Origin of the sequence: Serratia sp. NGAS9, assembly GCF_009905295.1 — a bacterium.
Taxonomy (GTDB): domain Bacteria; phylum Pseudomonadota; class Gammaproteobacteria; order Enterobacterales; family Enterobacteriaceae; genus Serratia; species Serratia bockelmannii.
Genome location: NZ_CP047605.1, coordinates 2,125,194 through 2,148,047 on the forward strand (window position 1 = coordinate 2,125,194; position 22,854 = coordinate 2,148,047).

The 22,854-nt window shown below is 60.2% G+C and carries 22 protein-coding genes; 6 read left to right on the forward strand and 16 right to left on the reverse strand.

Annotation, left to right across the window (positions count from 1 at the left end; genetic code table 11):
• Window positions 1-157 precede the first annotated feature (157 nt).
• The 3 genes from GUC32_RS10305 to GUC32_RS10315 form a co-directional block, all read right to left on the reverse strand.
• Window positions 158-1,462 carry an MFS transporter gene (locus GUC32_RS10305; protein ID WP_025302570.1) on the reverse strand — a complete coding sequence of 435 codons (1,305 nt, stop codon included), beginning with the start codon at window positions 1,460-1,462 and terminating at the stop codon, window positions 158-160.
• A gap of 90 nt (window positions 1,463-1,552) precedes the next feature.
• Window positions 1,553-1,939 carry a GFA family protein gene (locus GUC32_RS10310; RefSeq protein WP_049209154.1) on the reverse strand — a complete coding sequence of 129 codons (387 nt, stop codon included), beginning with the start codon at window positions 1,937-1,939 and terminating at the stop codon, window positions 1,553-1,555.
• Between the two features lie 82 nt (window positions 1,940-2,021).
• Entirely contained in the window at window positions 2,022-2,720 is a 699-nt protein-coding gene (locus GUC32_RS10315) for a hypothetical protein (protein WP_046898545.1), read from the reverse strand.
• Between the two features lie 93 nt (window positions 2,721-2,813).
• On the opposite strand from GUC32_RS10315, the gene GUC32_RS10320 reads away from it, so the two are divergent.
• A complete protein-coding gene (locus GUC32_RS10320; protein ID WP_049204082.1) occupies window positions 2,814-3,458 on the forward strand; it encodes a TetR/AcrR family transcriptional regulator in 645 nt (214 codons plus the stop codon).
• A gap of 56 nt (window positions 3,459-3,514) precedes the next feature.
• On the opposite strand, the gene pckA is transcribed toward GUC32_RS10320, so the two are convergent.
• Window positions 3,515-5,134 (reverse strand): phosphoenolpyruvate carboxykinase (ATP), encoded by a 1,620-nt coding sequence (gene pckA / locus GUC32_RS10325; protein ID WP_369435712.1) that lies wholly within the window; start codon window positions 5,132-5,134, stop codon window positions 3,515-3,517.
• A 431-nt stretch (window positions 5,135-5,565) separates the two neighbouring features.
• On the opposite strand from pckA, the gene GUC32_RS10330 reads away from it, so the two are divergent.
• The gene (locus GUC32_RS10330; protein WP_369435713.1) at window positions 5,566-6,909 is read left to right on the forward strand and encodes a 2-hydroxycarboxylate transporter family protein; all 1,344 of its coding nucleotides are present in this window, start codon (window positions 5,566-5,568) and stop codon (window positions 6,907-6,909) included.
• Window positions 6,910-7,241: 332 nt separating this feature from the next.
• Window positions 7,242-8,660: a serralysin family metalloprotease gene (locus GUC32_RS10335; RefSeq protein WP_025302576.1), complete on the forward strand. Its 1,419-nt coding sequence runs from the start codon at window positions 7,242-7,244 to the stop codon at window positions 8,658-8,660.
• A gap of 146 nt (window positions 8,661-8,806) precedes the next feature.
• Here GUC32_RS10335 and GUC32_RS10340 read toward each other — a convergent pair whose 3' ends face one another.
• Window positions 8,807-9,016 carry a hypothetical protein gene (locus GUC32_RS10340; protein ID WP_004931526.1) on the reverse strand — a complete coding sequence of 70 codons (210 nt, stop codon included), beginning with the start codon at window positions 9,014-9,016 and terminating at the stop codon, window positions 8,807-8,809.
• A gap of 159 nt (window positions 9,017-9,175) precedes the next feature.
• Between GUC32_RS10340 and GUC32_RS10345 the strand changes: the two genes are divergently transcribed.
• The gene (locus GUC32_RS10345) at window positions 9,176-9,328 is read left to right on the forward strand and encodes a hypothetical protein (RefSeq protein ID WP_162838012.1); all 153 of its coding nucleotides are present in this window, start codon (window positions 9,176-9,178) and stop codon (window positions 9,326-9,328) included.
• A 38-nt stretch (window positions 9,329-9,366) separates the two neighbouring features.
• Here GUC32_RS10345 and yniD read toward each other — a convergent pair whose 3' ends face one another.
• Window positions 9,367-9,459: a small membrane protein YniD gene (gene yniD / locus GUC32_RS10350; protein ID WP_016928013.1), complete on the reverse strand. Its 93-nt coding sequence runs from the start codon at window positions 9,457-9,459 to the stop codon at window positions 9,367-9,369.
• Between the two features lie 338 nt (window positions 9,460-9,797).
• Here yniD and GUC32_RS10355 point away from each other — a divergent pair, with 338 nt between their 5' ends.
• Window positions 9,798-10,190, forward strand: a complete 393-nt coding sequence (locus tag GUC32_RS10355) for an ASCH domain-containing protein (protein WP_004931522.1) — start codon at window positions 9,798-9,800, stop codon at window positions 10,188-10,190.
• Between the two features lie 4 nt (window positions 10,191-10,194).
• Entirely contained in the window at window positions 10,195-10,794 is a 600-nt protein-coding gene (locus GUC32_RS10360) for a C39 family peptidase (RefSeq protein WP_025302577.1), read from the forward strand.
• Window positions 10,795-10,849: 55 nt separating this feature from the next.
• Here GUC32_RS10360 and GUC32_RS10365 read toward each other — a convergent pair whose 3' ends face one another.
• From GUC32_RS10365 to yebS, 10 genes are all read right to left on the reverse strand, one after another.
• Complete coding sequence (locus GUC32_RS10365; RefSeq protein WP_169540712.1) at window positions 10,850-11,089, reverse strand: DUF1480 family protein; 240 nt, start codon at window positions 11,087-11,089, stop codon at window positions 10,850-10,852.
• A gap of 135 nt (window positions 11,090-11,224) precedes the next feature.
• Window positions 11,225-12,157, reverse strand: coding sequence for a spore coat protein U domain-containing protein (locus GUC32_RS10370; RefSeq protein WP_025302579.1), 933 nt, complete (start codon window positions 12,155-12,157; stop codon window positions 11,225-11,227).
• A gap of 20 nt (window positions 12,158-12,177) precedes the next feature.
• The gene (locus GUC32_RS10375; RefSeq protein ID WP_369435776.1) at window positions 12,178-14,598 is read right to left on the reverse strand and encodes a fimbria/pilus outer membrane usher protein; all 2,421 of its coding nucleotides are present in this window, start codon (window positions 14,596-14,598) and stop codon (window positions 12,178-12,180) included.
• 67 nt (window positions 14,599-14,665) lie between these two features.
• Window positions 14,666-15,430, reverse strand: a complete 765-nt coding sequence (locus GUC32_RS10380) for a molecular chaperone (protein WP_025302581.1) — start codon at window positions 15,428-15,430, stop codon at window positions 14,666-14,668.
• Window positions 15,431-15,455: 25 nt separating this feature from the next.
• Complete coding sequence (locus GUC32_RS10385) at window positions 15,456-16,004, reverse strand: spore coat U domain-containing protein (protein WP_162838013.1); 549 nt, start codon at window positions 16,002-16,004, stop codon at window positions 15,456-15,458.
• A 5-nt stretch (window positions 16,005-16,009) separates the two neighbouring features.
• Window positions 16,010-16,513: a spore coat U domain-containing protein gene (locus tag GUC32_RS10390; RefSeq protein WP_025302583.1), complete on the reverse strand. Its 504-nt coding sequence runs from the start codon at window positions 16,511-16,513 to the stop codon at window positions 16,010-16,012.
• 2 nt (window positions 16,514-16,515) lie between these two features.
• On the reverse strand, window positions 16,516-17,055 hold the full coding sequence (locus GUC32_RS10395; RefSeq protein ID WP_016928005.1) for a spore coat U domain-containing protein: 540 nt from the start codon (window positions 17,053-17,055) through the stop codon (window positions 16,516-16,518).
• A gap of 274 nt (window positions 17,056-17,329) precedes the next feature.
• A complete protein-coding gene (gene rsmF / locus GUC32_RS10400) occupies window positions 17,330-18,766 on the reverse strand; it encodes a 16S rRNA (cytosine(1407)-C(5))-methyltransferase RsmF (RefSeq protein WP_369435714.1) in 1,437 nt (478 codons plus the stop codon).
• A 102-nt stretch (window positions 18,767-18,868) separates the two neighbouring features.
• On the reverse strand, window positions 18,869-21,499 hold the full coding sequence (locus GUC32_RS10405) for a PqiB family protein (protein WP_025302585.1): 2,631 nt from the start codon (window positions 21,497-21,499) through the stop codon (window positions 18,869-18,871).
• Window positions 21,468-22,715 carry a membrane integrity lipid transport subunit YebS gene (gene yebS / locus GUC32_RS10410; protein WP_025302586.1) on the reverse strand — a complete coding sequence of 416 codons (1,248 nt, stop codon included), beginning with the start codon at window positions 22,713-22,715 and terminating at the stop codon, window positions 21,468-21,470. Before yebS ends, GUC32_RS10405 begins: the two co-directional genes overlap by 32 nt.
• Between the last annotated feature and the right edge of the window lie 139 nt (window positions 22,716-22,854).

A 22,854-nucleotide genomic window follows, 5' to 3' on the forward strand; every position in this document is an offset into this window, starting at 1 on the left:
CGGTGAGTGAAGTTAGCTCTATTGTTAACGTTAACTCGCGAAGGGATGAAGCGGCCAGATATCACGCATGAGATGTTAATCACAAAAGTTAACGTTAACATTTGTGCCTTGTGATCGAGGTCACGAGTTGGCAAGGGGGCGATGTGCCCCCGGAGGATTAACGTTCGTTAAGTGAGCGCAGATGATCGTCGCGGCGCAGCGTCATCAGCGCAAACAGGCTGACCACCGAGGTGGCGACCACGTAGTAGGCGGGAATGTCGATATTACCGGTCTGTTTGATGAGGCCGGTGATAATCAGCCCGGCCGAGCCGGAAAACACCGCATTGGACAGCGAGTAAGCCAGCCCCAAACCGGTATAGCGCACCCGGGTCGGGAACATCTCCGCCAGCATCGCCGGGCCGGGGCCGGCCAGCAGGCCGACTACGGCGCCGGCGACCATCACTGCCAGCCCTTTGGCCCACAGTGAACTCTGCGCATCCTGCAACAGGTGCAGCAGCGGGAAGGTGAACAGGATCACCGCCGCCACCGCCGTCAGCATCACCGTTTTACGCCCCAGTTTGTCGCTGATGATGCCCGCCGGCAGAATGGTCAGGGCGAAGCCGACGTTGGCCAGCACCGTCGCCACCAGCGCCTGCTGGAAAGTGGCGTGCAACGAGGTTTGCAAATAGGAAGGCATCACCACCAGGAAGGTATAGCCGGCGGCCGACCAGCCCATCATACGGCCGATGCCGATCAATATGGTTTTCGCCACGCCGCCCAAGCTCGCCTCCTGCGGTGCGGCGCTGTGTTCCGCGGCCTGTTGCGCCTGGGTAAACGTGGGCGTCTCTTCGAGCTTGAGCCGCAGCCACAGCGCCACAGCGCCCATCGGCAGCGCCAGCAGGAAGGGAATGCGCCAGCCCCAGTCATGCAGCTGCTGCACGCTGAGCAGCGCGGCCAGCAGCGCCACCAGCCCGGCCCCGGCCAGCAGGCCGAGCGCGACGGTCAACGATTGCCAGGCGCCGAACAGCCCGCGTTTGCCCTTCGGGGCGAATTCGGTCATCAGTGATACGGCGCCGCCGAATTCGCCGCCGGCGAACAGCCCCTGAAACATGCGCAGCAGCGTCAGCAGCAGCGGGGCGGCGACGCCGATCGAGGCATAGGTCGGCATGACGCCGATCAGTGCGGTGGCCAGCGTCATCAACAACAGAACCGCAATCAGCGTCGGGCGACGGCCGATGCGATCGCCGATGCGGCCGAAGATCACCGCGCCGATCGGCCGGCAGAAAAACGCCAGCGCGAAGGCGGCGTAGGTGAGGATCAGGCTGGTGACTTCATTTTCACCCTGCAGCGTGAAAAAATTGGCGGCGATGACGGTAGCCAGGAACCCGTACACCCCGAACTCATACCATTCGATAAAGTTGCCAACCGAGCCGGCCAGCAACGCCTGACGCGACCGGCGCGCGTCGAGAGTCTGTTGATTCATCCCCGTTCCCATACATTTGAATTATTGTTCGTCAGTTCTAAATTTATACGACAAAACAATCAATTGATTTCAGCGGGAACTGTGAGGCGCTCAGCGCATGCCGTCGATATGCCACCATTCGGGGCAAACATCGGCGAACGCGTGCGAGGCCGGGCGCAGCTCCGGCAGATCGGCCCGATCGAAGCTGCCGGTGCTCAACGCCACCGTCGGCTCATCGTCGATCGCCCCCAGCGTGCTGCCGCAGCGCGGGCAAAAGGCGCGGCTGGAATAGGGGGAAGAGCGGTAGAGCGTGGGCATGCCGCCCGGGCCGTTCCACTCGACGGCCTGACGCGGAAATTCGACCCAGCAGAGCGTCGGTGCACCGGAGTGGCGCCGGCAAAATTCGCAGGAACAGCTGTGTGGGTTACCGGGCAGGCCGTGCACCTGAAAGCGAATATGTCCGCACAGGCAGCCGCCGCTATAGCCTGGATTTTCCATGAGTTCTCCGTCATAAACGCGGGAATGGTGATGAAAATCACTATAGCGGCATCGCGAAAAAATAACAGGCCCCGCCGGTGGCTTACCAGAGTAACGGCGCCGGCTCGCGGCCGTTTTCGGCGTAGTACAGCGACGGCAGGAACTGTGCTAGATAGCTGAACTCGTTGTAGCAGTGGCGCATCAGGTTAAACCCGATGTCGTCCGAGAGTTCGTCGTGGGCGTTGGCGCAGGCTTTACCCAGCAGGAAACGGCTGCGCAGCACGCACCCGTACGGCGTATCGCGCGCCAGATGCAGCATCTCGCCGTCGCAGGGATCGCCGTTGTCATCCAACGCCACCTGATCGCCGAAGCCGATGCGCGCACACACGGCGGCGGAGAGCGCCTGCGCATCACGCGCCTGGCGCAGCGGCTGCGGCGCGAAGAAGTCCTCGGCGGCGTGAAACTTGAGGCGTGCCGCGATCGGCGGCAGTTCCGCCAGCCATTCGACCGCTTCGATGCTGGCGCCGACGTAGCTTTCCCCTTTTTTCCAATGGCGATCCCAGCCGCGATGTTCGACGTGATCGTGCGGGTGCCACCAGTTGATGTGCTGCGTGTTCTCAAAGAAGGTGAACCACCAATCCAGCATGCGCCCCTTGCAGCCGTGCAGATCGGTACGGACCGCGACGGTAAGCAGGCCGTCGGCGCTGCGGCTCAGCCCCATCTCCAGCCGCAGTGGTTCAGGCTTGAGCAACTCGTTGATATCGTTAACGCCCCACGGCGCCAGCAGGGAAGGATGTGTCATAATGGGTTCCTGTTTTATTTTGGAAACGAATTGTGTTTCCAAAATAAAACTATGCCGGTATGCTGAGTCTGTCAATGCTTGTGAGGAATAAATATGGCGAACCCGAATGAAGAACCGCCGCGCGCTCGCGGCCGGCCGGCCACGCCGGAAACGGCGCTGCGCGCCGCGCTGGCGCAAGCGACGCTGGCGTTGCTGCTCGACGGCGGCTATGCCGCAGCAACGGTGGACGCGGTGGCGAAACGCGCCGGGGTGGCTAAAAAAACCCTGTATCGCTTTGCGGCCAATCGCGACGAACTGGTCGCGCAGGCGGTGAGCGGCTGGACCGAGGCGTTTCAGCCGGCCTTCGCCCAGGATGCCGGGCGGTGGGAGGCGGTGGCGCCGCTGTTGGAAAAGGGGCTGAAGGCCATCGCGCAGCAGGTATTGAGCGCCGAGGCGGTAGGGATGTTTCGGCTGCTGCAAAGCGAGTTTCCGGGGCGCGAGGCGCTGCTGGACAGCTATCAGCGCAACGGCATTCAGCGCGGCCGGGCTACGGTGGCGGACTGGCTGCAGCGCCAGCAGCAGTGCGGCTGGCTGCGTGCGCGCGACTGGGCGCAAACCAGCGACCTGCTGTTGGCGATGACCATCGCCGAACCGCTACGGCAGATGACGCTGGGACTGTTGCCGCCGGGCAGCGCGATCGACGAGCGCATCGCGGCGGCGGTGGCGCTGGTGATGCCGGGTTTGCTGGCGGAAGCGTGAATACAAAAAAGGGCCGACGAATCGGCCCTTGAACAACAGTATGCAAAACGTCTGCGTTACAGCTTCGGCCCAGCGTTCACCAGCTTTTCGCCCGCCGGGGTGACGGTATATTTGGCGAAGTTATCGATAAAGCGCTGCGCCAGATCCTGCGCTTTCTCCTGCCACAGCGATTCGTCGGCGTAGGTTTTGCGCGGATCGAGGATCGACCGATCGACGCCCGGCAGCGCTGTCGGCACTGCCAGCCCGAAGATCGGCAGCGTGAAGGTGTCGGCCTGTTCAATGTCGCCATTCAAAATGGCGTCGATGATGCCGCGTGTATCTTTGATCGAGATACGCTTGCCGCTGCCGTTCCAGCCGGTGTTGACCAGGTAAGCCTGGGCGCCGGCGGCCTCCATGCGTTTCACCAGCACTTCGGCGTACTGCGTCGGGTGCAGCGTCAGGAAAGCGGCGCCGAAGCAGGCGGAGAAGGTCGGCGTCGGGGCGGTGATGCCGCGCTCGGTGCCGGCCAGCTTGGCGGTGAAGCCGGACAGGAAGTGGTACTGGGTTTGCTCAGGCGTCAGGCGCGATACCGGCGGCAGTACGCCGAAGGCGTCGGCGGTCAGGAAGATGATCTTGCGCGCATGGCCGGCTTTGGACACCGGTTTGACGATGTTCTCGATATGATAAATCGGATAGGAGACGCGGGTGTTCTCGGTTTTGCTGGCGTCGTCGAAGTCGATGCTGCCGTCGGCCCGCACGGTGACGTTTTCCAGCAGCGCATCGCGGCGGATCGCCTGATAGATTTCCGGCTCCGCCTGCGGCGACAGCTTGATGGTCTTGGCGTAGCAGCCGCCTTCGAAGTTGAACACGCCGTCGTCGTCCCAGCCATGCTCGTCATCGCCGATAAGCTGGCGTTTCGGATCGGTGGAAAGGGTGGTCTTGCCGGTACCGGACAGGCCGAAGAACACCGCCACGTCGCCTTTCTCGCCCACGTTGGCCGAGCAGTGCATCGAGGCGATGCCCTTCAGCGGCAGCAGGTAGTTCATGATCGAGAACAGGCCTTTTTTCATTTCGCCGCCGTACCAGGTGCCGCCGATCAGCTGCATGCGTTCCGTCAGGTTGAAGGCGACGAAGTTCTCCGAATGCAGCCCTTGCTGCTGCCAGTCCGGGTTGGTGCATTTGGCGCCGTTCATTACCACGAAGTCCGGCTCGAAGTCCGCCAGTTCGGCGTCGCTCGGGCGAATAAACATGTTTTTTACGAAGTGCGCCTGCCAGGCCACCTCGGTAATGAAGCGCACTTTCATGCGCGTGTCGGCGTTGGCGCCGCAGAACGCGTCCACCACGAACAAACGCTTGCCGGAGAGCTGGTTGCCCACCAACGTCTTCAGATGCTGCCAGACTTCCGGCGAGAGCGGCTGGTTGTCGTTCTTGCCGGTGCCGTTGTCCGACCACCAGACGGTATCGCGCGTGGTGTCGTCGCGCACGATGTATTTGTCCTTCGGCGAACGGCCGGTGAACTCACCGGTCGCGACGTTGACCGCACCCAGTTGGGTGAGGGTGCCGCGTTCCAGCGGCGGCAGGTCGGCGCGGGTCTCTTCGGCGAACAGCAATTCATAGCTAGGGTTATAGACGATATCGGCGGCCTGATGGATGCCGTAGCGAGCGAGAGTTTGTGGGGTAACAGCGCGTGAAGACATATTCTACTTCCTTATGAGTCATATTATGCCTCTTTCCCGAGCGGTGCCGCGCGCAGGATTAAGGTTCGGATCAAGCTGACCGGATTCAGCTACTGCGTTTCCGGTTCTTTATTAATAAATCAGGGGGATTTTTCGCCCTCCTATAGCATAGCAGCGAATTTAAACCTGCTTACTTTAATTACAAAATGCTGACGATAATTAATTAAAACCAACCTTGGCGGAGGGTCACAATATTGAATTCCGTCGGTGTAATTTAGTTTTGCATTTTTATTTTTTATCATATCTTCAGGGCTGTCTACTGTTTTATTTCTTATTAGAAAAAGCGAAATCCACAATAGGATTTTTCGTAATCATTTGTTTTTGCTTGGCAATGGCGGGATGTTGCGCCAGGTGAATCTAACCGTACTGTACGCTTGTCAGCAGGGTGAATAATGAAACAGATAAATGCAGAACTGGCCTGTGATAAAAATACGGCATCGTCCGAATCCTCAGGATTAATTAATCAACTTCGTCAAATGGATATCGGCGCGGTACCGATCGCGTTGTTTATCACGATTTGCGCCATCGTGGCGATTTCCGCCTATGCCAACTTCCTGCCGAAAAATATGATCGGCGGCCTGGCAGTGATAATGACGCTGGGCTTTGCGCTGGCTCAGTTGGGAAAAAGCATTCCCGTGCTGCGCGATATCGGCGGGCCGGCCATTCTGTGTTTGATGGTGCCCTCGGTGCTGGTCTATTTCAATGTCTTCCAGCCCAACGTTATGGGCACCGTCCATCTGCTGATGAAAGACGCCAACCTGCTTTATTTCGTCATCGCCAGTCTGGTGGTCGGCAGCATTCTCGGCATGAACCGGGTGATCCTGATCCAGGGGATGATTCGCATGTTCGTGCCGCTGGTGGTGGGTACGATCACGGCGGTGATCACCGGGCTGCTGGTGGGCAAGCTGTTCGGCTTTACCTTCTATCACACCTTCTTCTTCATCATCGTGCCAATCATCGGTGGCGGCATCGGCGAGGGGATTTTACCGCTGTCGCTGGCCTATTCGGCGATCCTGGGCTCGACGCCGGACGTCTACGTCGCGCAGCTGGCGCCGGCGGCGGTGCTGGGTAACATCTTCGCCATCGTGACCGCCGGGGTGTTGGCGCATATCGGCATGCAGCGCAAGACGCTGAGCGGCGACGGCATGCTGATCCGTTCGGCGCAGGAGAACGCGATGTTCGCCATCAAGGAGCAAAGCGGCAACGTCGATTTCCAACTGATGGGCGGCGGGCTGCTGGTGATCTGCGCCTTCTTTATCGTCGGCGGCCTGTTCGAACACATCGTGCATATTCCCGGCCCGGTGCTGATGATCCTGTTCGCGGTGCTGTGCAAGTACTGCCGGGTGATCCCGGCCTCGATGGAAACCGGCGCGCACAGTTTCTACAAGTTCGTCTCCACGGCGCTGGTGTGGCCGCTGATGATCGGTCTGGGCATGCTGTACGTGCCGCTGGAAAGCGTGGTGGCAGTGTTCTCGGTCGGTTATGTGGTGGTCTGCGGCTCGGTGGTGCTGTCGATGGGGCTGGTCAGTTTCCTGATTGCGCCTTACCTGAAGATGTTCCCGGTGGAGGCGGCAATCGTCACCTGTTGTCACAGTGGCCTGGGCGGCACCGGCGATGTGGCGATCCTGTCGGCGTCGAACCGTATGGGGCTGATGCCATTCGCCCAAATCGCCACGCGCATTGGCGGCGCTTCCACGGTCATTGGCGCGACGCTGCTGCTCGGTTGGTTAGTCTGAGTCCAGAGTTTCTTATGGATAACCGGGGTTGGATTGCCCCGGTTTTTTTATGCGTTTTTTCCGCTCATCGTGATAATGCTGATGATTATCTTGAAAATCATTCGTATGGCGCAAATGCATAGTCGGACTTTATCTGAGAAAATTCTGTACTCGACGAAAATGTGTCTATTCTTTTCTCTTAAGGGATTATCGTTCTCATTCAGAGTGCCGAGGGAAGGCGCCACCGCATTACCGATATCCCCGTATTGATTCAACACCGGGCCGCTGCCGTTCAGGCAATCCGCCAGTTGGGGCATCCCCCCGATTGAATTGACGAATATGGAGATAAGGTTATGTCATCAAGCAATGCTTCCGTTAAGGCCGAAGGCGTATTAGCCCTGTTGGGCGCTTATAAACCCGATGAAGACGACACCATTACCGTGCTTCATCCGTCGAAAACGTTCGAAAACGCCGGCCTGGAGCTGGTGCGCGGCGATCGCAGTTGGCACGATAAGGGCGTGACCGACACGCCGGTCTCTCTGACCTACAGCTTCTGGGAAAAGGCGCCGGGCAACATGTCGAGCATGGGCATCAGCGGCTTCAGCAGCTTTAACGCCGAACAGCGCGAGCAGGCTAAACTGTCGCTGCAGTCATGGTCAGACGTGGCTAACATCACCTTCACCGAAACCAGCAACACTGCCGCTGCCAACATCAAATTCGGCCTGTTCGACTACAGCTCGCGCGGCTCCTATGCCTTTGCGTATAACCCGGACACCTCGCCTTCGGTCGCCGGGCAAACCTGGTATAACGCCAAGAACCATACCTTCGTCAACAACCAGATCCATGAGAACGAGTACGGTCGCCAGACCTTCACCCATGAAATCGGCCATGCGCTGGGGTTGCAGCATCCGGGCGACTATAACGCCGCGCCGGGCGTCAGCATCACCTACGCTAAAGACGCGACCTACTTTGAGGACAGCCGCGCGCACAGCCTGATGAGCTATTTCAGCGAAAGTAACACCGGGCAGGACTTTAAAGGTGCGTACTCTTCCGGGCCGTTGCTCAATGACATTACGGCGATCCAGCATTTCTACGGCGCCAACATGAACACCCGCACCGGCGACACGGTTTACGGTTTCAATTCCAACACCGACCGCGACTTCCTCACCGCCACCGGCGCGCAGGACAAGATAATTTTCACCGCCTGGGATGCCGGCGGCAACGACACCTTCGACTTCTCCGGCTTCGGTCAAAATCAGCGCATCAACCTGAATGAAAAGGCGTTCTCGGACGTCGGTGGCCTGAAAGGCAATGTGTCTATCGCCGCAGGCGTGACGATTGAAAATGCCATCGGCGGGTCGGGTAACGATGTGCTGGTCGGGAACGCCGCCGATAACGTGCTCAAGGGCGGCGCGGGCGATGACGTGCTGTACGGCGGCAAAGGGGCGGATCAGCTGTGGGGCGGTGCCGGCAAGGACACCTTCGTCTACTTTGCGGCGGATGAGTCGACGGCGGCGGCGCCGGATTGGATCCGCGACTTCGTGCGCGGCGAGGACAAGATCGATCTGACGTTGTTCAACACCGGCAGCGCCGACGGCATCCGCTTCGTCGATCAGTTCAGCGGCAAGGCGGGCGAGGCGAAGCTGAGCTACGATGAGCAAAATCACGTCAGCGATGTGGCGATCAACCTGGGCGGCGCCTTTGACGGCAACGACTTCCTGGTGAAAGTGGTGGGGCAGCCGCTGGATGCCGGCGATTTCGTGTTGGCGTAATGCAGGCAACAAAAATAGGGCGTTTTGGGCAAAAACCCGACAATTCCTATTAATTACGTCATATTAGCGTGACATAGTAGCGCGCAGAAGGCCGGGCTTGCATACCTCGGGCTTCTGTCGAATCGCCAACCTTTTCGGTTGGCGATTCATTTTCCGCCTTTCAGCATGTTGATGGCGGCGCCGAGTAGGATGCGCCGTTCGATATCGTTGCTGTCCGCCAACTGCCGCGCCAGATGTTTTTCCAGCGTTTCCACCGACAGCGCTTCACCGCGATGGCGCAGCTGCATCACGCCGTCGCCGATCAGGCGTGCGACCTCATCCCATACGGGTTTAATCTCCTGTTCCGAGAACGTCATGGTCTACACCTCGGTGGGTTGATTTTTGCCCAATGTAACAGCTGAACTGCGGCTTCGCTACCCGCCGCCTAAAACAGGAAGCATAAAAAACAAGCCATCAGTATTTCTTCTGGTTTTTACGCTCAATACTGACGGTGTCGAAAAGCAGGAGAAAACATCATGAACTGGGTCGTAACCTTGGCGGAGTACTACCGCCTGAGCCGCACGGGTGAAACGCAGCATTGGCTGTGTCGCCGCTGGTTGCTTCAGGGGGAGGCGCGTTTGGCCTATTTGCAGGAGTTGCTGGAGCCGACCGCGCCACGGCGGCGATGAACAGGGCGCCGGCGTTCGGCCGGCGTCGTCTCGCGGCATTAACCGAAGGCGATCGCCGCCCAACGCAACAGCAGCAACGCCAGGCAGATCAGCAGCAGCACCACGACCATTTTACTGAGCTTGTTGCCCATGCGTTTTGTTGCCACGTTGCGCCCCTTTTAGCTGAAATACCACCCGCCGGCGAGGGTGATGAGGACAAGCGTCACTAACGCGACGCCGTTGAGTAAATCGCTGAAGGTATCGTCAGCATCGATGTCATTTTGCTGCATGTTACCGCCTGGCAGTCGCCATTGGGTGAATAATGTTCACAGTATGCGCCCGGCAGCGCGGCAGGCACAGCGAAGAAAGGTAAAAACGCGTAAAAGTGGCGCTGGCAAAACGCGCAGTCGCGCTTGCGACGGATGCAGACGGCCGGCAATACGTTGTACTATCCTGTCTGCATTGATGCATTTTTCCTAAAGGTATAATCATGGCGACGGCAATTCCACAGAAATACGAGCACCTTGAGCGCTGGGCGTTCGGCGATACCGAGCAGCAGGCCGATGAAGTCGTGCAATTGATCCTCAATGGCACCAAAACGGCCACCTGTTCTAACCTGGACGGCGAAGGGATCCCACAGGCCGGCGATCTGTTCCTGGTGGTGGACGGCAAGGGTGAGCCGGTTTGCGCAGTCGAGTTGACCGCGGTGGAAATGAAAACTTACGATCAGGTTGATGAAGCGCACGCCTTTGCCGAAGGCGAGGGCGATCGCTCGCTGGCGCACTGGCGCAAAGAGCTGCAGCGCTTCTTCGAAGAGTATGACCTGTTCTCGCCGGACATGACGCTGGTGCTGATGAATTTCAAAGTCGTCGACAAATTTTAATCTTATGCGCGCCGTTCCCTACGAGTGCCAGTGGGCGAGCCCGGAGCTGGCCGCCGATCTGATCGCCGGCCGCGCGACGCTGGCGCAAGACGAAAATTGGGCACGCAGCGGCGCCCGCGATCGGGCAGAGTACGTCGAGTGGGCCAACCACGTGTGCGGCATGGCCTGCCTGAAAATGGTGCTGGGCCACCGCGACGGCGAAGCGCCGCCGCTGCTGGAGCTGGCGCGCCGCAGCCTGCCCTACGGCGCCTATGTACGCGAAGGTGAGCGGATAAAGGGGCTGATTTATGCGCCGTTCGTCGAGTATGTGCGCGAGCAGTTCGCGCTGCAAGCGGAGGTGAAGGTGGGGCTAGAGGCCGCCGAGGTGCCGGCGCTGCTTCATGAATGCCGCTACTTTATCGCCTCGGTGCATCCCTCCATTCGCCGGCCGGAGAGTACGCCGCCGCAGCGGGGCGGGCATCTGGTGCTGATCACCGCCGCCGATGCGCAAAGCGTGATCTTCCACAATCCTTCGGGCGACAGCCCGGCGACGCGGGAGCGGGTGCACCTGCCGCTCAGCCGCTTCGCCCCTTTCTTTGCCGGCCGCGGCATCGCCATCGCATAAAAAAACGCGCTGTTTCCGATGAAAACAGCGCGTCGTCAGCAGTTCTGATGCATTTTCATGCCAGCCGCATCACCCAGGCGTCCGTTTGCCGATCGTAGTGTTGCTTGTACAGCAGCGACTGTTTGCCGTCGAGGATGGCCGGGATGCTGGTATGTTCATCCCAGCCGTCCAGCTGCATGCACAGATCCGGATCGGACTTGCAGGGAATGCTCAGGGTGCCGGTGCGGTCGGCGCCGGCGTGAAGATGCGCGTCATCGACCTCGAAGCTGCCAATTTTTACGACGGTTTTGCTCATGGGAACTCCTTGCTCAATGGTGTGGTAGGAGGTTAGACCAGTTTGGCCATTGGTAAGAGCATAGCCAAATGAGCAAGAAATGCCACATAAAAATTACATTTTGGAAACAATTTCCACGCCGGCAAAACACAACGCCTAGTACTCCACCACAAAACTGAGCGTGTCCTGATAGCTGCCGACCGCCACTTCCGTCTGCGCCGCATTGACCGCCGCCTTATACGGGATGCTTTGCGCCAGGCCGGTGCCGGCGCCGCTCTGTTTGTTGGTGCTATCCCAAACGGTCGTCGTATTAGGCAAGTAAATCTGGTACTGCATGAAATTGCTGGTACCGCTTTTCATGCGTCGCCAACCGGAAACCGGGTTATTGCCGTTGGTGAAATAGGTGTTGTATCCCTCGGTTTTGGTGCAGGTCAGGGTGATGCTCTGATTGACAGGATTGAACTGCCCGACCAACGCCATGCTGCCGAAGTTGACGTTGGGCGCGGTGCCGATCAGGCAGTCTTTGGTGATGGTGACGCTGACGCTGACCGTGCTGGGTTTGTCGACGCCGTCCCACCAAACGCACAGGCCGAGCACGCCCAGGCCGCAAATATGGTAATTCCAGATCAGGTTGATGCTGTCGGTATAGGTGCCTGCGCGCACGTTGGCGCCGGCGGTGGTTTTGATATACAGCGGAAAGTTGACGTTGGAGGAAATCAGGATCAGCGACAGCAGGTTCAGCGAGCTGTAGTCGATGGTTTGGCCGATGCTGTAAGGATATTGGTAGTTGGCGTCGGGGTAGATCAGGTAAGCGATTTTATCGCCGGAACCGTCGGTGTTGGCAACCGCCATATTGTTGGTGGTGGAGGCGATCTTGACCGTGACGGTGTTTTGCGTGAGCAAATTGAGGCCGAGGCCGGTGCAGTTGAGGCCGGCGGTGCCCTGGGCGTTGATCTGCCCATTGTAGACCACGAAAGAGCTGCTCCCCGGTAAGGTGACGGTGCCGTTGGTGGTGGCGCAGTCGGCGAATGCGCGCTGACAGAGCAGCAGCGAAAGGGTTAACAATAAGGCTTTCAATCCCCGAAACATAGTGACTCTCCGTCGTTGAATTAGCGGCAGACAACCGGGCCGACGCGCTGGATGCCCTGAGGCTTCGCCAGACTGAATTCCGCCTGGCACGGCGGGCCGCCGTCGGCCGGGATCACGCTCAGGCGATTGTGTTGTTGCACCGGGTCGATATAGGTCATGCCATCCCAACCGACATAGCTTTGCTGATGGCCGCCAACCACCGCCACCTGGCTGCCGTTGGCCAGCGGTTTGCCTTGCTCGTCAACCAGTTCGACGTCGGCGGCGGAGATGGGTTGGATGGGGAACTCGACCAGAAAACCGCTGTGATCGCGAATGGCGACGGTTTTTTCCACCGTCGGCAGCGCGACGTCGGCGGGCAGGCTGAGCGGATCAATCTGGAATTTCGCATGGTAGTAAGAGGTGACGGTCGGCACCAGTAAATAGCCCTGGGCATCGGTCTTGCCGATCGGCTGGTTCTCATAGCTCACCGGAATGTCGGCGTATCCTTGCGTGGACACCAGCGCAAAGGCATCGTTGATGGTGTTGGTAGCATACACGCCGCCGTTCATCGCGACCAGCGAACCGCTGATTTCTCCCCAGTGGTTGGTTTCATCACGGGTACCGTATACGCCCGCTCGGGCTTCGAGCCTGCGGGTGCGCCAGGTCAGATCCGCCTGGCGGTAATCGCCGCCGCTCGGGTTATTGGCGTAGGCCAGATTCCAACCGAAACCGCCATCAGTCGGCGCGGCGCGGCTGTAGCTGACGCGTTCGCTCCAGCGGTTGTTGTTGTCGCGCGCGGCGCTGAAGCTGGCGGTACCCCAACTGTCGAACGGAATGGAGAGCTGCAGTTGGGCACTGTAACCGCTGCTGCCGATTTCCCGGTTCAGCGAGGCGTACAGGCTGCTGTTGCGCCAAAGCGACACACTGTAGGACAGGTTCATCAGGTGAGTTCGTTGGGCGATGGCGTCGCGTACGTCAAAATAACCGGCGCCGAGGCTGCCGAGCCGGCCCAGGCTGACGCTGCCGGTCAATTGATCGGTGCGGCGGCTCAGACGGTAGTCGCTTTTATACACGGAAATGTCGCCAAAATCGGCGCTGCGCAGGATACGTTGCGCGTTGAGGCTGAAGCGTGAGTTGCTGTAGGTGTAGCCAAAACTGCTCTGATCGCCGTGGTTGCCGGTGTAGCGATAGACGGGCTGGGGATCCGGCTGTTGCAACGGCCTGCCGGTCAGCGGGTCATAATACGTGGGGGATTGTATCGGCCGGCCACCGTTAAACGCTTCGTCGCCGGCCTGGCTGACGCTGTAGGACGCGTTGAAAACCCCCCATTGCCCAACGCGAATGTCGGCGCCGCCGCCGCCGACCGCCAATTCGGCTGCGCCTTCGGCGCGTCCTTCCAGGGTTAACCAATCAGTGACGCCGTAACGTAAACTGGCGCTACCAACCCATTGCCCGTAATCGGCAGAATTCAACCCGTAGTTGCGCCGCAGCAAACCGGTGGAAACGCTGAAATCGCTCATGCCGGTCTGCAGCAGGTTGCTGGCCACGTAGAACGGTACCGTGGTGCTGACCTGACGGCCGAGGGCGTCCGTGGTGACGACCGTGGCCTGACCCGCACCGTTAATGTAGGGCACGCTGTTGAGGGTGAACGGCCCGGGATTGATGTTGGTGGTGCTGTTTTTATAGCTGTTGATGTATAAATCGACGCTGCTGGGCAATGCTGCCTGGCCGGAAAATTGCGGTAGCGGATAGGTGATAAGATCCGGGCGTACCGCGAAATTGCGCGCCAATTGCAAGCCGCCGATGCGCACGGCGCTGCTCCAGGGGAGCGAGCCGGTGGTTAAGTCACCGGCGATCACACTCAGCATCCGCTGGTCATCGTTGAAGCGCCAGTAGCTGTCGTATCGAATATAGCGGCCGCCATCGTCGTTTGGCCCGCCGTTAAACCCGCTGCGGTAGATGCCGGTGTTGGCGATGACGCCGAAACCGTCGAACAGCCGCTGTTCGCTCCACGCCGACAGGTAGCCTGGTCGGCCATTGCCGTTGCTTTGGCTGGCATAGATGTCGTAGTTAAACAGCAAACCCAGGCTGCTTTGCGCCGGCAAGCGTTGCAGCGGTGAATGGGCGCCGATGGTTTGCTGCGGCAACCAGTCGTTGGGCACGTTGATCAGCAACTGCTGGCTCTCGCCGCTGTAGCTGACATCCACCTTCTCCAGCCGATCGACGGCGATGTCTTTCGCCTGTTTATCCGCTACCGGCAGCCCGGCGTCGAGCAGTTGCTGGGGCGTCATGTAGTAATGGCCGCCGCGATAGTTGACTGGCACGACGTTGCCGGTTTGGCGCCCGTTGACGACCGGCTCCAGATACAGCGTGGTGTCCGGCATGCTGACGGCACTGGGCGGTGGGGGCAGATCGTCGCCGAACGCAAACGGCAGCCAGCCGCCGGCCGCCATGCTCAGCATGGCAAACGCCAGCGGCTTGAGGTTGAAACGCCGCGTCGATAGCCTCTCTATCGGCTGCACTTGGGCCTCAATAAGACGGAATGGCTACGGGCTGTTTGTTGTCATTGACCGTGGCCATCAGCTTGCCGCTGCTGAAACCGCCGGCGGGCGGCAAAGCGAAGCGCATCTGTGAACCGGGCAGCACGTATCCCATCAGGCCGGGATTTAGGCTGCGCCCTTGCAGCGTCACTTTCGAGATTCGGGCATGCACTGCGCCTTGATTTCGCACCTCCAGCCAGCGTTCGCTGCTTTGCTGCTGTAAACGATAGCTGAGCTTGGGTTGGCTGGCGGTCGCGTAATCGCGCGGTTTTTCGCTGTCCTGTTTGGTCCAAATCCCCTTGCCGCTGACGAACAGCGGCACCGAGTAGCGCATCTGGAATTTCAGCCCCATCTCTGCACCGCCGGGGGCGGCATCCGATGATTGTTCTTTCACCGGCACTTCATCGACCAAAATGCGATAGGCGCGCTCCTGTCCCGCCGCCGGCGCCGACTGTTTGATCAGGCGTATCAGCTGGCGTTTGCCTGGCGCGATCGACGCCACCGGCGGACTGGCGATCACGTCGCTTTGGTTGCTGTAATCGTCTTTGCCGGCGGTTTGCTTCCAACCCAACACGCGAATTTGCATATAGACCGGTTTGCTGTCGCGATTTTCAAGCCACAGCGCGGTGGCCTGTTGTTGATCTTCAATCACCGGATCGATCGGCCAAATGAGTATGGAAGCCGCGGCCAGGGCGTGCTGTTGGCTTGCCAGGAGCAAGGCTGCCGTTAACGGCAGACGGAAGGGTATGCGCATAACTCAATCCTTATTGCAAAAAAACTTAATAAGTGACCGTCAACAAGACCGTATCGCTGTAAACGCCACTGGTGGGCAGGGTACTGGTCGAAAACAGACGGGCGTAAACCTTGATTTCTTGCGTGCTGCCGGTGGCGGCGACGGTCTGCGCCGCGCCGCCGTTAGCGCCATCGCCCCAAAGGGTGGCGTAGTTGCTGTCTTGATAAAGTTGATACAGCAGCGTTTCCGACGTGACGGTGTTTTGTAATTTTCTGCCGCCGGCGATGGATCCGGTCACGTGATTGCCGACGCCGAGGGCCAGCGTGACGCTCAGCCCCGGGTTGCAGCGAAACAGCACCGAACCGGCGCCGCTGCTGGATACGACGCTGACTGCGTTGCTCAGTGAGGACAACTGGCCGAAGTTCAGGGTGCCGAAGGTGGTCACGTCACTGACGCCGCTGCCCAATACGCAGCCTTTAACCACGGTTGCATTGACGGTGAACGGCTGGCTTTTGGTCAAGTCGTTGACGCCGGTATCGCTTTGGGCCGGGGAAAGCGGCAGGCAGAACAGCAAACCGCAAATTGAAGCGCGCATCGTCATTACCAATTGATCGTGACCTGTACCGTATCGGTGTAGCTGCCTGTCGGGGGTGTGGATTGCGCCGGAATCATGCCATAGACCGGCAGCCAGTTGTCCGAACCGTTGGCGGTTTGTGACACGCCCGTCAGATTATCCCAAATGGTGCTGTGGGCGGCGTTGGTATACAGGTTGTAATTCACCCGTTGGCCGGCCGCGCTTTGCAGGTAGCGGGCAGCGGTATTGCCGCTTTGCCCGCCGCCAAGCAGAACGCTGTAGCTGGTGCCGTTGGTGCATTTCACCCGAATGGCGCCGGCGTTTTGTTGCCCGGCGACGCTGGTTGCGGTGCTGAGAAAATACAGCGTGCCGAAATTCAGCGTGCCGAAGCTGACATTGCCGCCTGAGCTGCTGCCGGCCTCACAGGCGCTGAGCAAGGTCGCGCTGACGCCGAGGGTCGCGGTTTTACTGTCGGCCTGCGCCAACAGGCTGCACGCCCATAATCCGCAGCAGCAAAGCGCGCGCCGCACCGTTACCAGGTGACCGTCATCGTGACGGTGTCGTTATAGGTGTCTGCCGCCGGGGTAGAACCGGCCGCCGGGACGCGGCCATACACGATCAGCGGAACGGCGGCGCCGGTGCCGGTGCCGGTCCGCGCGTTGGCGCCGCTGCCCCAGGCGGTAGTGCGTGCGGCATCCTGGTACAGGTTATAGCTGATGAAGGCGCCTGCCGTGCTGGCCATGCGGCGTTGGGTGCCTGAAGTGACATGGAGCCCGTTGTCCAGCGCCACCGTGTAGTCTGTGCCGGTAGTGCAGGTCAATGACAGCGTACCGGCCCCCCCTGCGCCGGTGGCGCTGGCGTCGATGATGTTGGCCAGTGAAGAGTAAGTACCGAAGCTGATGGAGCCGAAGTCGTTGACGGAACCGCTGCTGCTGCCGCCCCCCACGACGCAACCGGCGCCGATGGTCAGCGTCACGCCTAACGTGCCTTGAATGGTGCCTGCTGCGTTAGCCGCGCCGTTGGCGCACAGCAGGGTTGCTACCGAGGTCAATGCCATCAGAGTTTTTTTCATCTTAATTCCTTGCCGTATGAGAGAAAGCCCGCAAAGACGCCACCCAGAGGTGAGTTGAACGTATTCATTTAGCTGCACTTTAATTAATAGAATAAGAATCGGGAATTGTCTTGATGAAAACGAGAAACTTTTTATTCTCATTCCCCCGGTTGACGGGGCTTGTAGGCGAGCTATACCGATAAAGTGAAATGATTAGAATAATAACGAACGGCGATGGGAATATTATTAGCGTTATTTTATTGCCGGGGAATTTCATTCCCCGGCGCGGTATCGTTTACAGGTGGAAATCCAGCGCGCCGTCGCGCACCAGTTCGCGCGGCAGGTTATTCTTTATGCGGCTGCCGATGCGTTTGGCGATGCCCAGCGGTTGCCCCTGATAGGTGACGATGCACTCGTCGCCCGCCGGCGGCTGCTCAGGGTAGAGATCGCGGCCGTGATACCACTCCTGGGCCAGCGCGGCGTCCAGCTCGAAATGCTGTTTGCCGCCGGCACCCGCGAGGGCGATCGCCGCTTCGTGCTGCCAACGGAAACCTTTCGGGAAGCGCTCCGCCAGCTTGAGGCCGATACGCGAGAAGCGCACTTTGCCAAACAGCGGCTCCAGCTCGGCCGGGAAGAGCCAGATTTCCTTGTCGCGCTCCCACAGCCTGCTGTCATCGCCCCAGGTTAAGCCGGATGCGGCGGCGGCTTGGGCGACCAGCGCCGCCTCTTTGCCGGATAGCGGGCTGAACGGGAATTTACCGACTTTATAGGTCGGCTTCGCCAACGGCGCCACGGCGTGTTTTTTACGCAGGCGGGCGACGAAAAACCCTTCGCTGTCGTAAATCTGCGGGAAGACGTGCAGGAAGCCTTCGGCGGTCAACGCCTTGTCGGCGCCGGGGAACAGCTCACCCAGCGGCTCGACGCTGACTGCGTCGCCATAGGTATCCAGCAGCCAGCGCACCACCTGCTGATTTTCCTGCGCATTGAGCGTGCAGGTGGAATAAACCATCACGCCGCTCGGTGCCAGCGCATGAAACGCGCTGTCGATCAGCTCGCGCTGGGTGGCGGCGATCTCGGCGACGCTGTCCGGCGACCAGTTGCTCATGGCGTCCGGATCCTTGCGCACCACACCTTCGCCGGAACAGGGGGCGTCGAGCAGAATGGCGTCGAAACTCTCCGGCAATGCAGCGCCGAACACCCGGCCATCGAAGTGGGTCAGCGCGGTGTTCTTCACGCCGCAGCGGCTGATATTGGCGTGCAGCACTTTCACCCGGCTGGCGGAGTATTCGTTGGCGACGATGCCGCCCTGGTTGCCCATCAACGCGGCGATCTGGGTGGTTTTGGAGCCCGGCGCCGCCGCCACGTCCAGCACTCGAGTAGGCACCGCGTCGCCCGAGAACAGCGCGCTGACCGGCAACATCGAGCTGGCCTCCTGAATATAGAACAGACCGCTCAGGTGTTCGGCGGCGCTGCCTAATCGCAGCTCTTCATCGTCGCGCTCGATCCAGAACCCTTCCGCGCACCAGGGAATGGGCTCCAATCGCCAGTCGTAATCCTGCACCAGCGCCAGGAAGTCGGCGACGCTGATTTTCAGCGTGTTGACGCGCAGACTGCGGCGCAGGGGGCGCTGGCAAGCGGCGATAAAATCGTCCATCGCCAGCTCGGCGGGCATGATGGCGCGGGTGGCGTCGAGGAAAGCGGGGGGCAGAAAAACGGCGGTGGATTTGGCCACGGGGCGAACTCTCAGGGTGCAATAAAGACAAGGGCGAGAGTTTATCACAAAGCGGAAAAAAACAGGGCCCGGCATTGCCGGGCCCTGAGGAAAACGCGAAAGTTAATCGCGCGGAATGGCGGTGCCCCAGGTTTTCCAGTCCTTCGGCTCCTCCGGATTCAGCAGGAAGTGCTTGTTCGGCGTCGCTTTCGGCGCCAGCGGAATAGTCGGCGGGGTGGCGAAGGCGATACCGCCGCGAATGAACTGCTGGAAGGTGCCGCTCTTGATCACGCCGCCGGTCAGGCCGAACTGCAGGTTGTAACCCGACGCCAGCCAGAACACGCTGTTGTTGCGCACCAGATGTTGATACTTCTTGCTGATGCGCAGCGCAACGTGCACCCGGTCGGACATGGCGCCAAGGTAGAAACCGGTGATGGTGCCGACCTCTACGCCGCGGAACAGCACCGGCGTGCCGATCTGCAGCGAGCCGGTTTCGGCGGCGTCGAGCACGACGCTCAGGCCGTCGAGATAGCGCGAGTCGGTGATGCTGGCCTGCTGCAGTTCGAAAGTGCGCAGCTCGCGGCCGCGCCCCGGCTCCACGTTGATATAAGGCTGGAGCAGGGTATCGAGGTTGCTGACGCCGGCGGCGGAGATCTCCGGCGACACGATCGAGAAGCGGCTGCCGAGGCGCGCGAAGGTCTGCACGTATTCCGGATACAGCACCGCTTTAGCCAACACTTCGTTGCGCTCCGGCGCCAGCTGCAGCGACTCCACCTGGCCGACGTCGATGCCGAGGTAACGCAGCGGCATGCCCGCCGACAGCTTGCTGGCGTCGTAGGTTTTCAGCGTGATTTGGCTGCCCACCGCGCGAGCGGCGGTTTCGCTGGCGTAGAGCACGCGGTTGGCGCCCTTGTTCAGCGTCACGCCCTGTAGATTATCGAAGCTGATGGCGCCTTTCAGCGCGCGGTTGAGCGGGGAGGCCTGCACCGTCAGGCCGCTGCCGTTGAGCTGCACTTTGGCGCCGCCTTCGGCCCAGAAGATGCTTTCGCGAGTCAGCAACTTGCGGTATTCCGGGCTGATGTAGACGTCCACCTCAAACTCGTTGGCCTTCGGCCGGACGTTGACGATCTCGCCCACCTGGAATTTGCGGTACAGCACCACCGAGCCGGCCTGCACGTCCGGCAGGCTGGTGGCGCTGAGGGTCAGGGTGGTAGAAGGGGCGTTGCCGACGATGCCTTCCTCGGCTTTTTCGCTGTTGGCGTACAGCGGGTACTGGCCGCCTGGTTCCCCTTTGCTGCCGGGGATAATGCGCACGCCGCCGTCCACCCATTCCTGGGCGCTGGCGCCGAGTACTTCCATACCGTCAATGCCCAGTTTGACGTCGAGACGGCTGTTGACCACGAATTTGCTGTCTTTATGCAGCAGGCCGCGGTACTGCGCGTCGATGGCGGCGGTGAACACCACGCCGCCGGCGGTCAAGGTGCGGCTCAGGATTTGGCCGACTTTCACGCCGTGCACCACCAGCGGCTGCCCGACGTCGATGCCGTAGCTTTGCGGCGCATTCAGCGTGACGGTCAGCACACCCGGCTGTTGCAACAGCGTTTCGCTGCTGTCCAGCACGTTGAAGCGCTGCTGCGGTTCGCCTTCACCCGGCACCAGTTCCAGCGTGGTGCCGGTCAGCAGTTGGCTGAGCTTGGCGTCGTTGAGGCTGATGCGCGGGCTGCGCATCACGATGCGGGTGCCGCTGCGCATCAGATCGACCACCGAAGGATCGATGGTCAGTTCACCGATGACTTTGCTGTCCTGTTGCAACGTCAGCTTGGTCAGGGTGCCGACCTGCAGTCCCTGGTACATCAGCGGCGTGCGGTTTTCACTCAGGCTGTTGCCGCTCGGCAGATCCAGCAAAATATTGACGCCGCGCTGGCTGTGGGCCAGATCCGGATACAGGGTATAGCTCTGATCGCCCTTGGCCTGCTGGCCATCGGCCGGCGAATCGAAGGCGATGGCGCCGTTGACCAGCGCCGCCAGGCTCTCCATTTGCACCGTGGCGCCGGACAGGCTGAAATCGCCCTTGAAGCCGGAGACATTCCAGAAGCGGCTGTTGCTCTTCACCAGGTTGGCGAAGCGGCGGTCGATCAGCACGTCGATGGTCACGCCCTTGTTGCCTTCGCTGATGGTGTAGTCATACACCTTACCGACCGGGATTTTACGGTAATAGACCAGCGAGCCGCTGTTGAGCGAACCCAGGTCGTCGGCATGCAGGTGAATCATCAGTTCGCCGGTGTTTAGGCGGTACTTCGGCTGGGTATCGAGCGCGGTGAAGTGGGTTTGCTCCTTGCCGCTGCCGGGCATCATGCCGATATAGTTACCGCCGACCAGCGCATCGAGCCCGGATACCCCGGCCAGCGAGGCCTTGGGCGTCACTAGCCAGAACTGGGTGCCTTCGCGCAGCGAGTCTTCCAGATCGCTTTTGATGCTGGCTTCCACCACGATGCTGCGTAAATCTTTGCTCAGGCTGATTTTTTGCACCGTGCCGACCTCAACGCCCTGGTAGCGCACCGGCGTGCGGCCGGCGACGATGCCTGCCGCTGATTGGAAATCGATGGTGACGGTGGTGCCGCGCTCCTGGAAATTGTTATAGACCAGCCACCCGGCGATCAGCAGGGCGATGAACGGCAGTAACCAGAACGGTGAAATGCGGCGTTTGTTCTTGACCCGCGCTTCAGTCGGTGTAGTCGGCGTTTCCTGTTGCATGTGCATCCCAAATCAATCGGCTATCGAGCCATTCAACGGCAAGAATAGTCAAAATGACCGCCGAGCCAAAGTAAAACGCGGCCGGTCCCATAGTAAAAGATAACAGTTGATCGCGATTTACCAGCGACATCATCAAGGCGATAACGAACAGATCGAGCATCGACCAACGGCCGATCCAGGTGACCAGGCGCAGCAGACGAATGCGCGTTTTCAGGCTGTGCGAGGTTTTGAAGTGGATGCTCAGCAACAGCATGATCAGCACGATCACCTTGGTGAAGGGCACCAGCACGCTGGCGATGAACACGATAGCGGCGATCGGCACGTTGCCGGAGGTGGCCAATGAGACCACGCCGGAGAAAATGGTGTCTTCCAGCCGTGTGCCGTTGGCGTAAATGATGGAAATCGGCAGCAGGTTGGCCGGTATCAGCAGGATCATCGCGGCGATCAGCGCCGCCCAGGTTTTCTGCAGGCTGTAGGGCTGGCGATGGCACATCGGCACATGGCAACGCGGGCAGCGGCCGCGCGCGTCGGGATAGCCGGTATAGTGGCAGGACAGACAAATGTGCAGCGCCGTCGGCGGGCCTTCCGGCTGTTCCTGCGGGTAGTAGCGCTCCCACAGCTGCTCCAGGTTGACGTGGATCAGCGTCAGGATGCTCAGCACCGTGAGCGACAGGTAAGCGATCAGCGCGCTGCCGGGCTGGATGTCGGCGTAATCCTGCACTTTGATCGCCGCCACCGCCATGCCGATCAGATAAATGTCCAGCATTACCCACTCTTTGAGCCGCTCCAGCATCAGCAGCACCGGGCGCAGGTTCATGCCGAGCGCATGGCCGACGCGCAGGTACAGCAGCGACAGCACCAGCGTCAGCGGGGCGCCGAGGGTGCAAAACGCCACCATGCTGGCGGTGAGCGGATCGCCCTGGCGGCTCATCTGCCAGATGCCCTCCAGCAAACTGGCGTCGATGCGCGTGCCGAGCAGACGAATGCTGATCAGCGGTTCGGTGAAGGCGAACGGCATCAGCAGCAGCATGGCGATCGCCATGGCGGTCAGACGCGTCATCGACCAGTCGCGGCCGTTCACCACCTTGGCGTTGCAGCGCGGGCAATAGGCGGCCTGATTGCCGCTGAGCGGCGGCAGCACGAACAGCAGGTCGCACTCGCAGCAGCGCTGGTGACGCGCTTTGGAAAGGGGAGCGGTGATCGCGTGTATTTTCATTTTTGACAAGTAGCTGCCCTTGAGCCCGCCGGAAGTGTCAGCGTAGCTGAAAAATAAACCGGCCGCGTCACCGGCGATCGGGCGCCGGACGGTAAAACGAGGTAAACCGGGATTCTGAGCGGCAAACATACCCCGAGCG

Bases quoted from the DNA above. Each gene is read 5' to 3' on its own strand.
- GUC32_RS10315 (WP_046898545.1), bottom strand. From the start codon at position 2,720: ATGACACATCCTTCCCTGCTGGCGCCGTGGGGCGTTAACGATATCAAC.
- GUC32_RS10360 (WP_025302577.1), top strand. From the start codon at position 10,195: ATGCGCGCCGTTCCCTACGAGTGCCAGTGGGCGAGCCCGGAGCTGGCC.
- pckA (WP_369435712.1), bottom strand. From the start codon at position 5,134: ATGTCTTCACGCGCTGTTACCCCACAAACTCTCGCTCGCTACGGCATC.
- GUC32_RS10405 (WP_025302585.1), bottom strand. From the start codon at position 21,499: ATGCAACAGGAAACGCCGACTACACCGACTGAAGCGCGGGTCAAGAAC.
- GUC32_RS10345 (WP_162838012.1), top strand. From the start codon at position 9,176: ATGAACTGGGTCGTAACCTTGGCGGAGTACTACCGCCTGAGCCGCACG.
- GUC32_RS10370 (WP_025302579.1), bottom strand. From the start codon at position 12,157: ATGTTTCGGGGATTGAAAGCCTTATTGTTAACCCTTTCGCTGCTGCTC.
- yebS (WP_025302586.1), bottom strand. From the start codon at position 22,715: ATGAAAATACACGCGATCACCGCTCCCCTTTCCAAAGCGCGTCACCAG.
- yniD (WP_016928013.1), bottom strand. From the start codon at position 9,459: ATGGGCAACAAGCTCAGTAAAATGGTCGTGGTGCTGCTGCTGATCTGC.
- GUC32_RS10395 (WP_016928005.1), bottom strand. From the start codon at position 17,055: ATGAAAAAAACTCTGATGGCATTGACCTCGGTAGCAACCCTGCTGTGC.
- GUC32_RS10375 (WP_369435776.1), bottom strand. From the start codon at position 14,598: ATGCTGAGCATGGCGGCCGGCGGCTGGCTGCCGTTTGCGTTCGGCGAC.
- GUC32_RS10305 (WP_025302570.1), bottom strand. From the start codon at position 1,462: ATGAATCAACAGACTCTCGACGCGCGCCGGTCGCGTCAGGCGTTGCTG.
- GUC32_RS10320 (WP_049204082.1), top strand. From the start codon at position 2,814: ATGGCGAACCCGAATGAAGAACCGCCGCGCGCTCGCGGCCGGCCGGCC.
- GUC32_RS10385 (WP_162838013.1), bottom strand. From the start codon at position 16,004: ATGCGCGCTTCAATTTGCGGTTTGCTGTTCTGCCTGCCGCTTTCCCCG.
- GUC32_RS10330 (WP_369435713.1), top strand. From the start codon at position 5,566: ATGAAACAGATAAATGCAGAACTGGCCTGTGATAAAAATACGGCATCG.
- GUC32_RS10335 (WP_025302576.1), top strand. From the start codon at position 7,242: ATGTCATCAAGCAATGCTTCCGTTAAGGCCGAAGGCGTATTAGCCCTG.
- GUC32_RS10310 (WP_049209154.1), bottom strand. From the start codon at position 1,939: ATGGAAAATCCAGGCTATAGCGGCGGCTGCCTGTGCGGACATATTCGC.
- GUC32_RS10355 (WP_004931522.1), top strand. From the start codon at position 9,798: ATGGCGACGGCAATTCCACAGAAATACGAGCACCTTGAGCGCTGGGCG.
- GUC32_RS10365 (WP_169540712.1), bottom strand. From the start codon at position 11,089: ATGAGCAAAACCGTCGTAAAAATTGGCAGCTTCGAGGTCGATGACGCG.
- GUC32_RS10340 (WP_004931526.1), bottom strand. From the start codon at position 9,016: ATGACGTTCTCGGAACAGGAGATTAAACCCGTATGGGATGAGGTCGCA.
- GUC32_RS10380 (WP_025302581.1), bottom strand. From the start codon at position 15,430: ATGCGCATACCCTTCCGTCTGCCGTTAACGGCAGCCTTGCTCCTGGCA.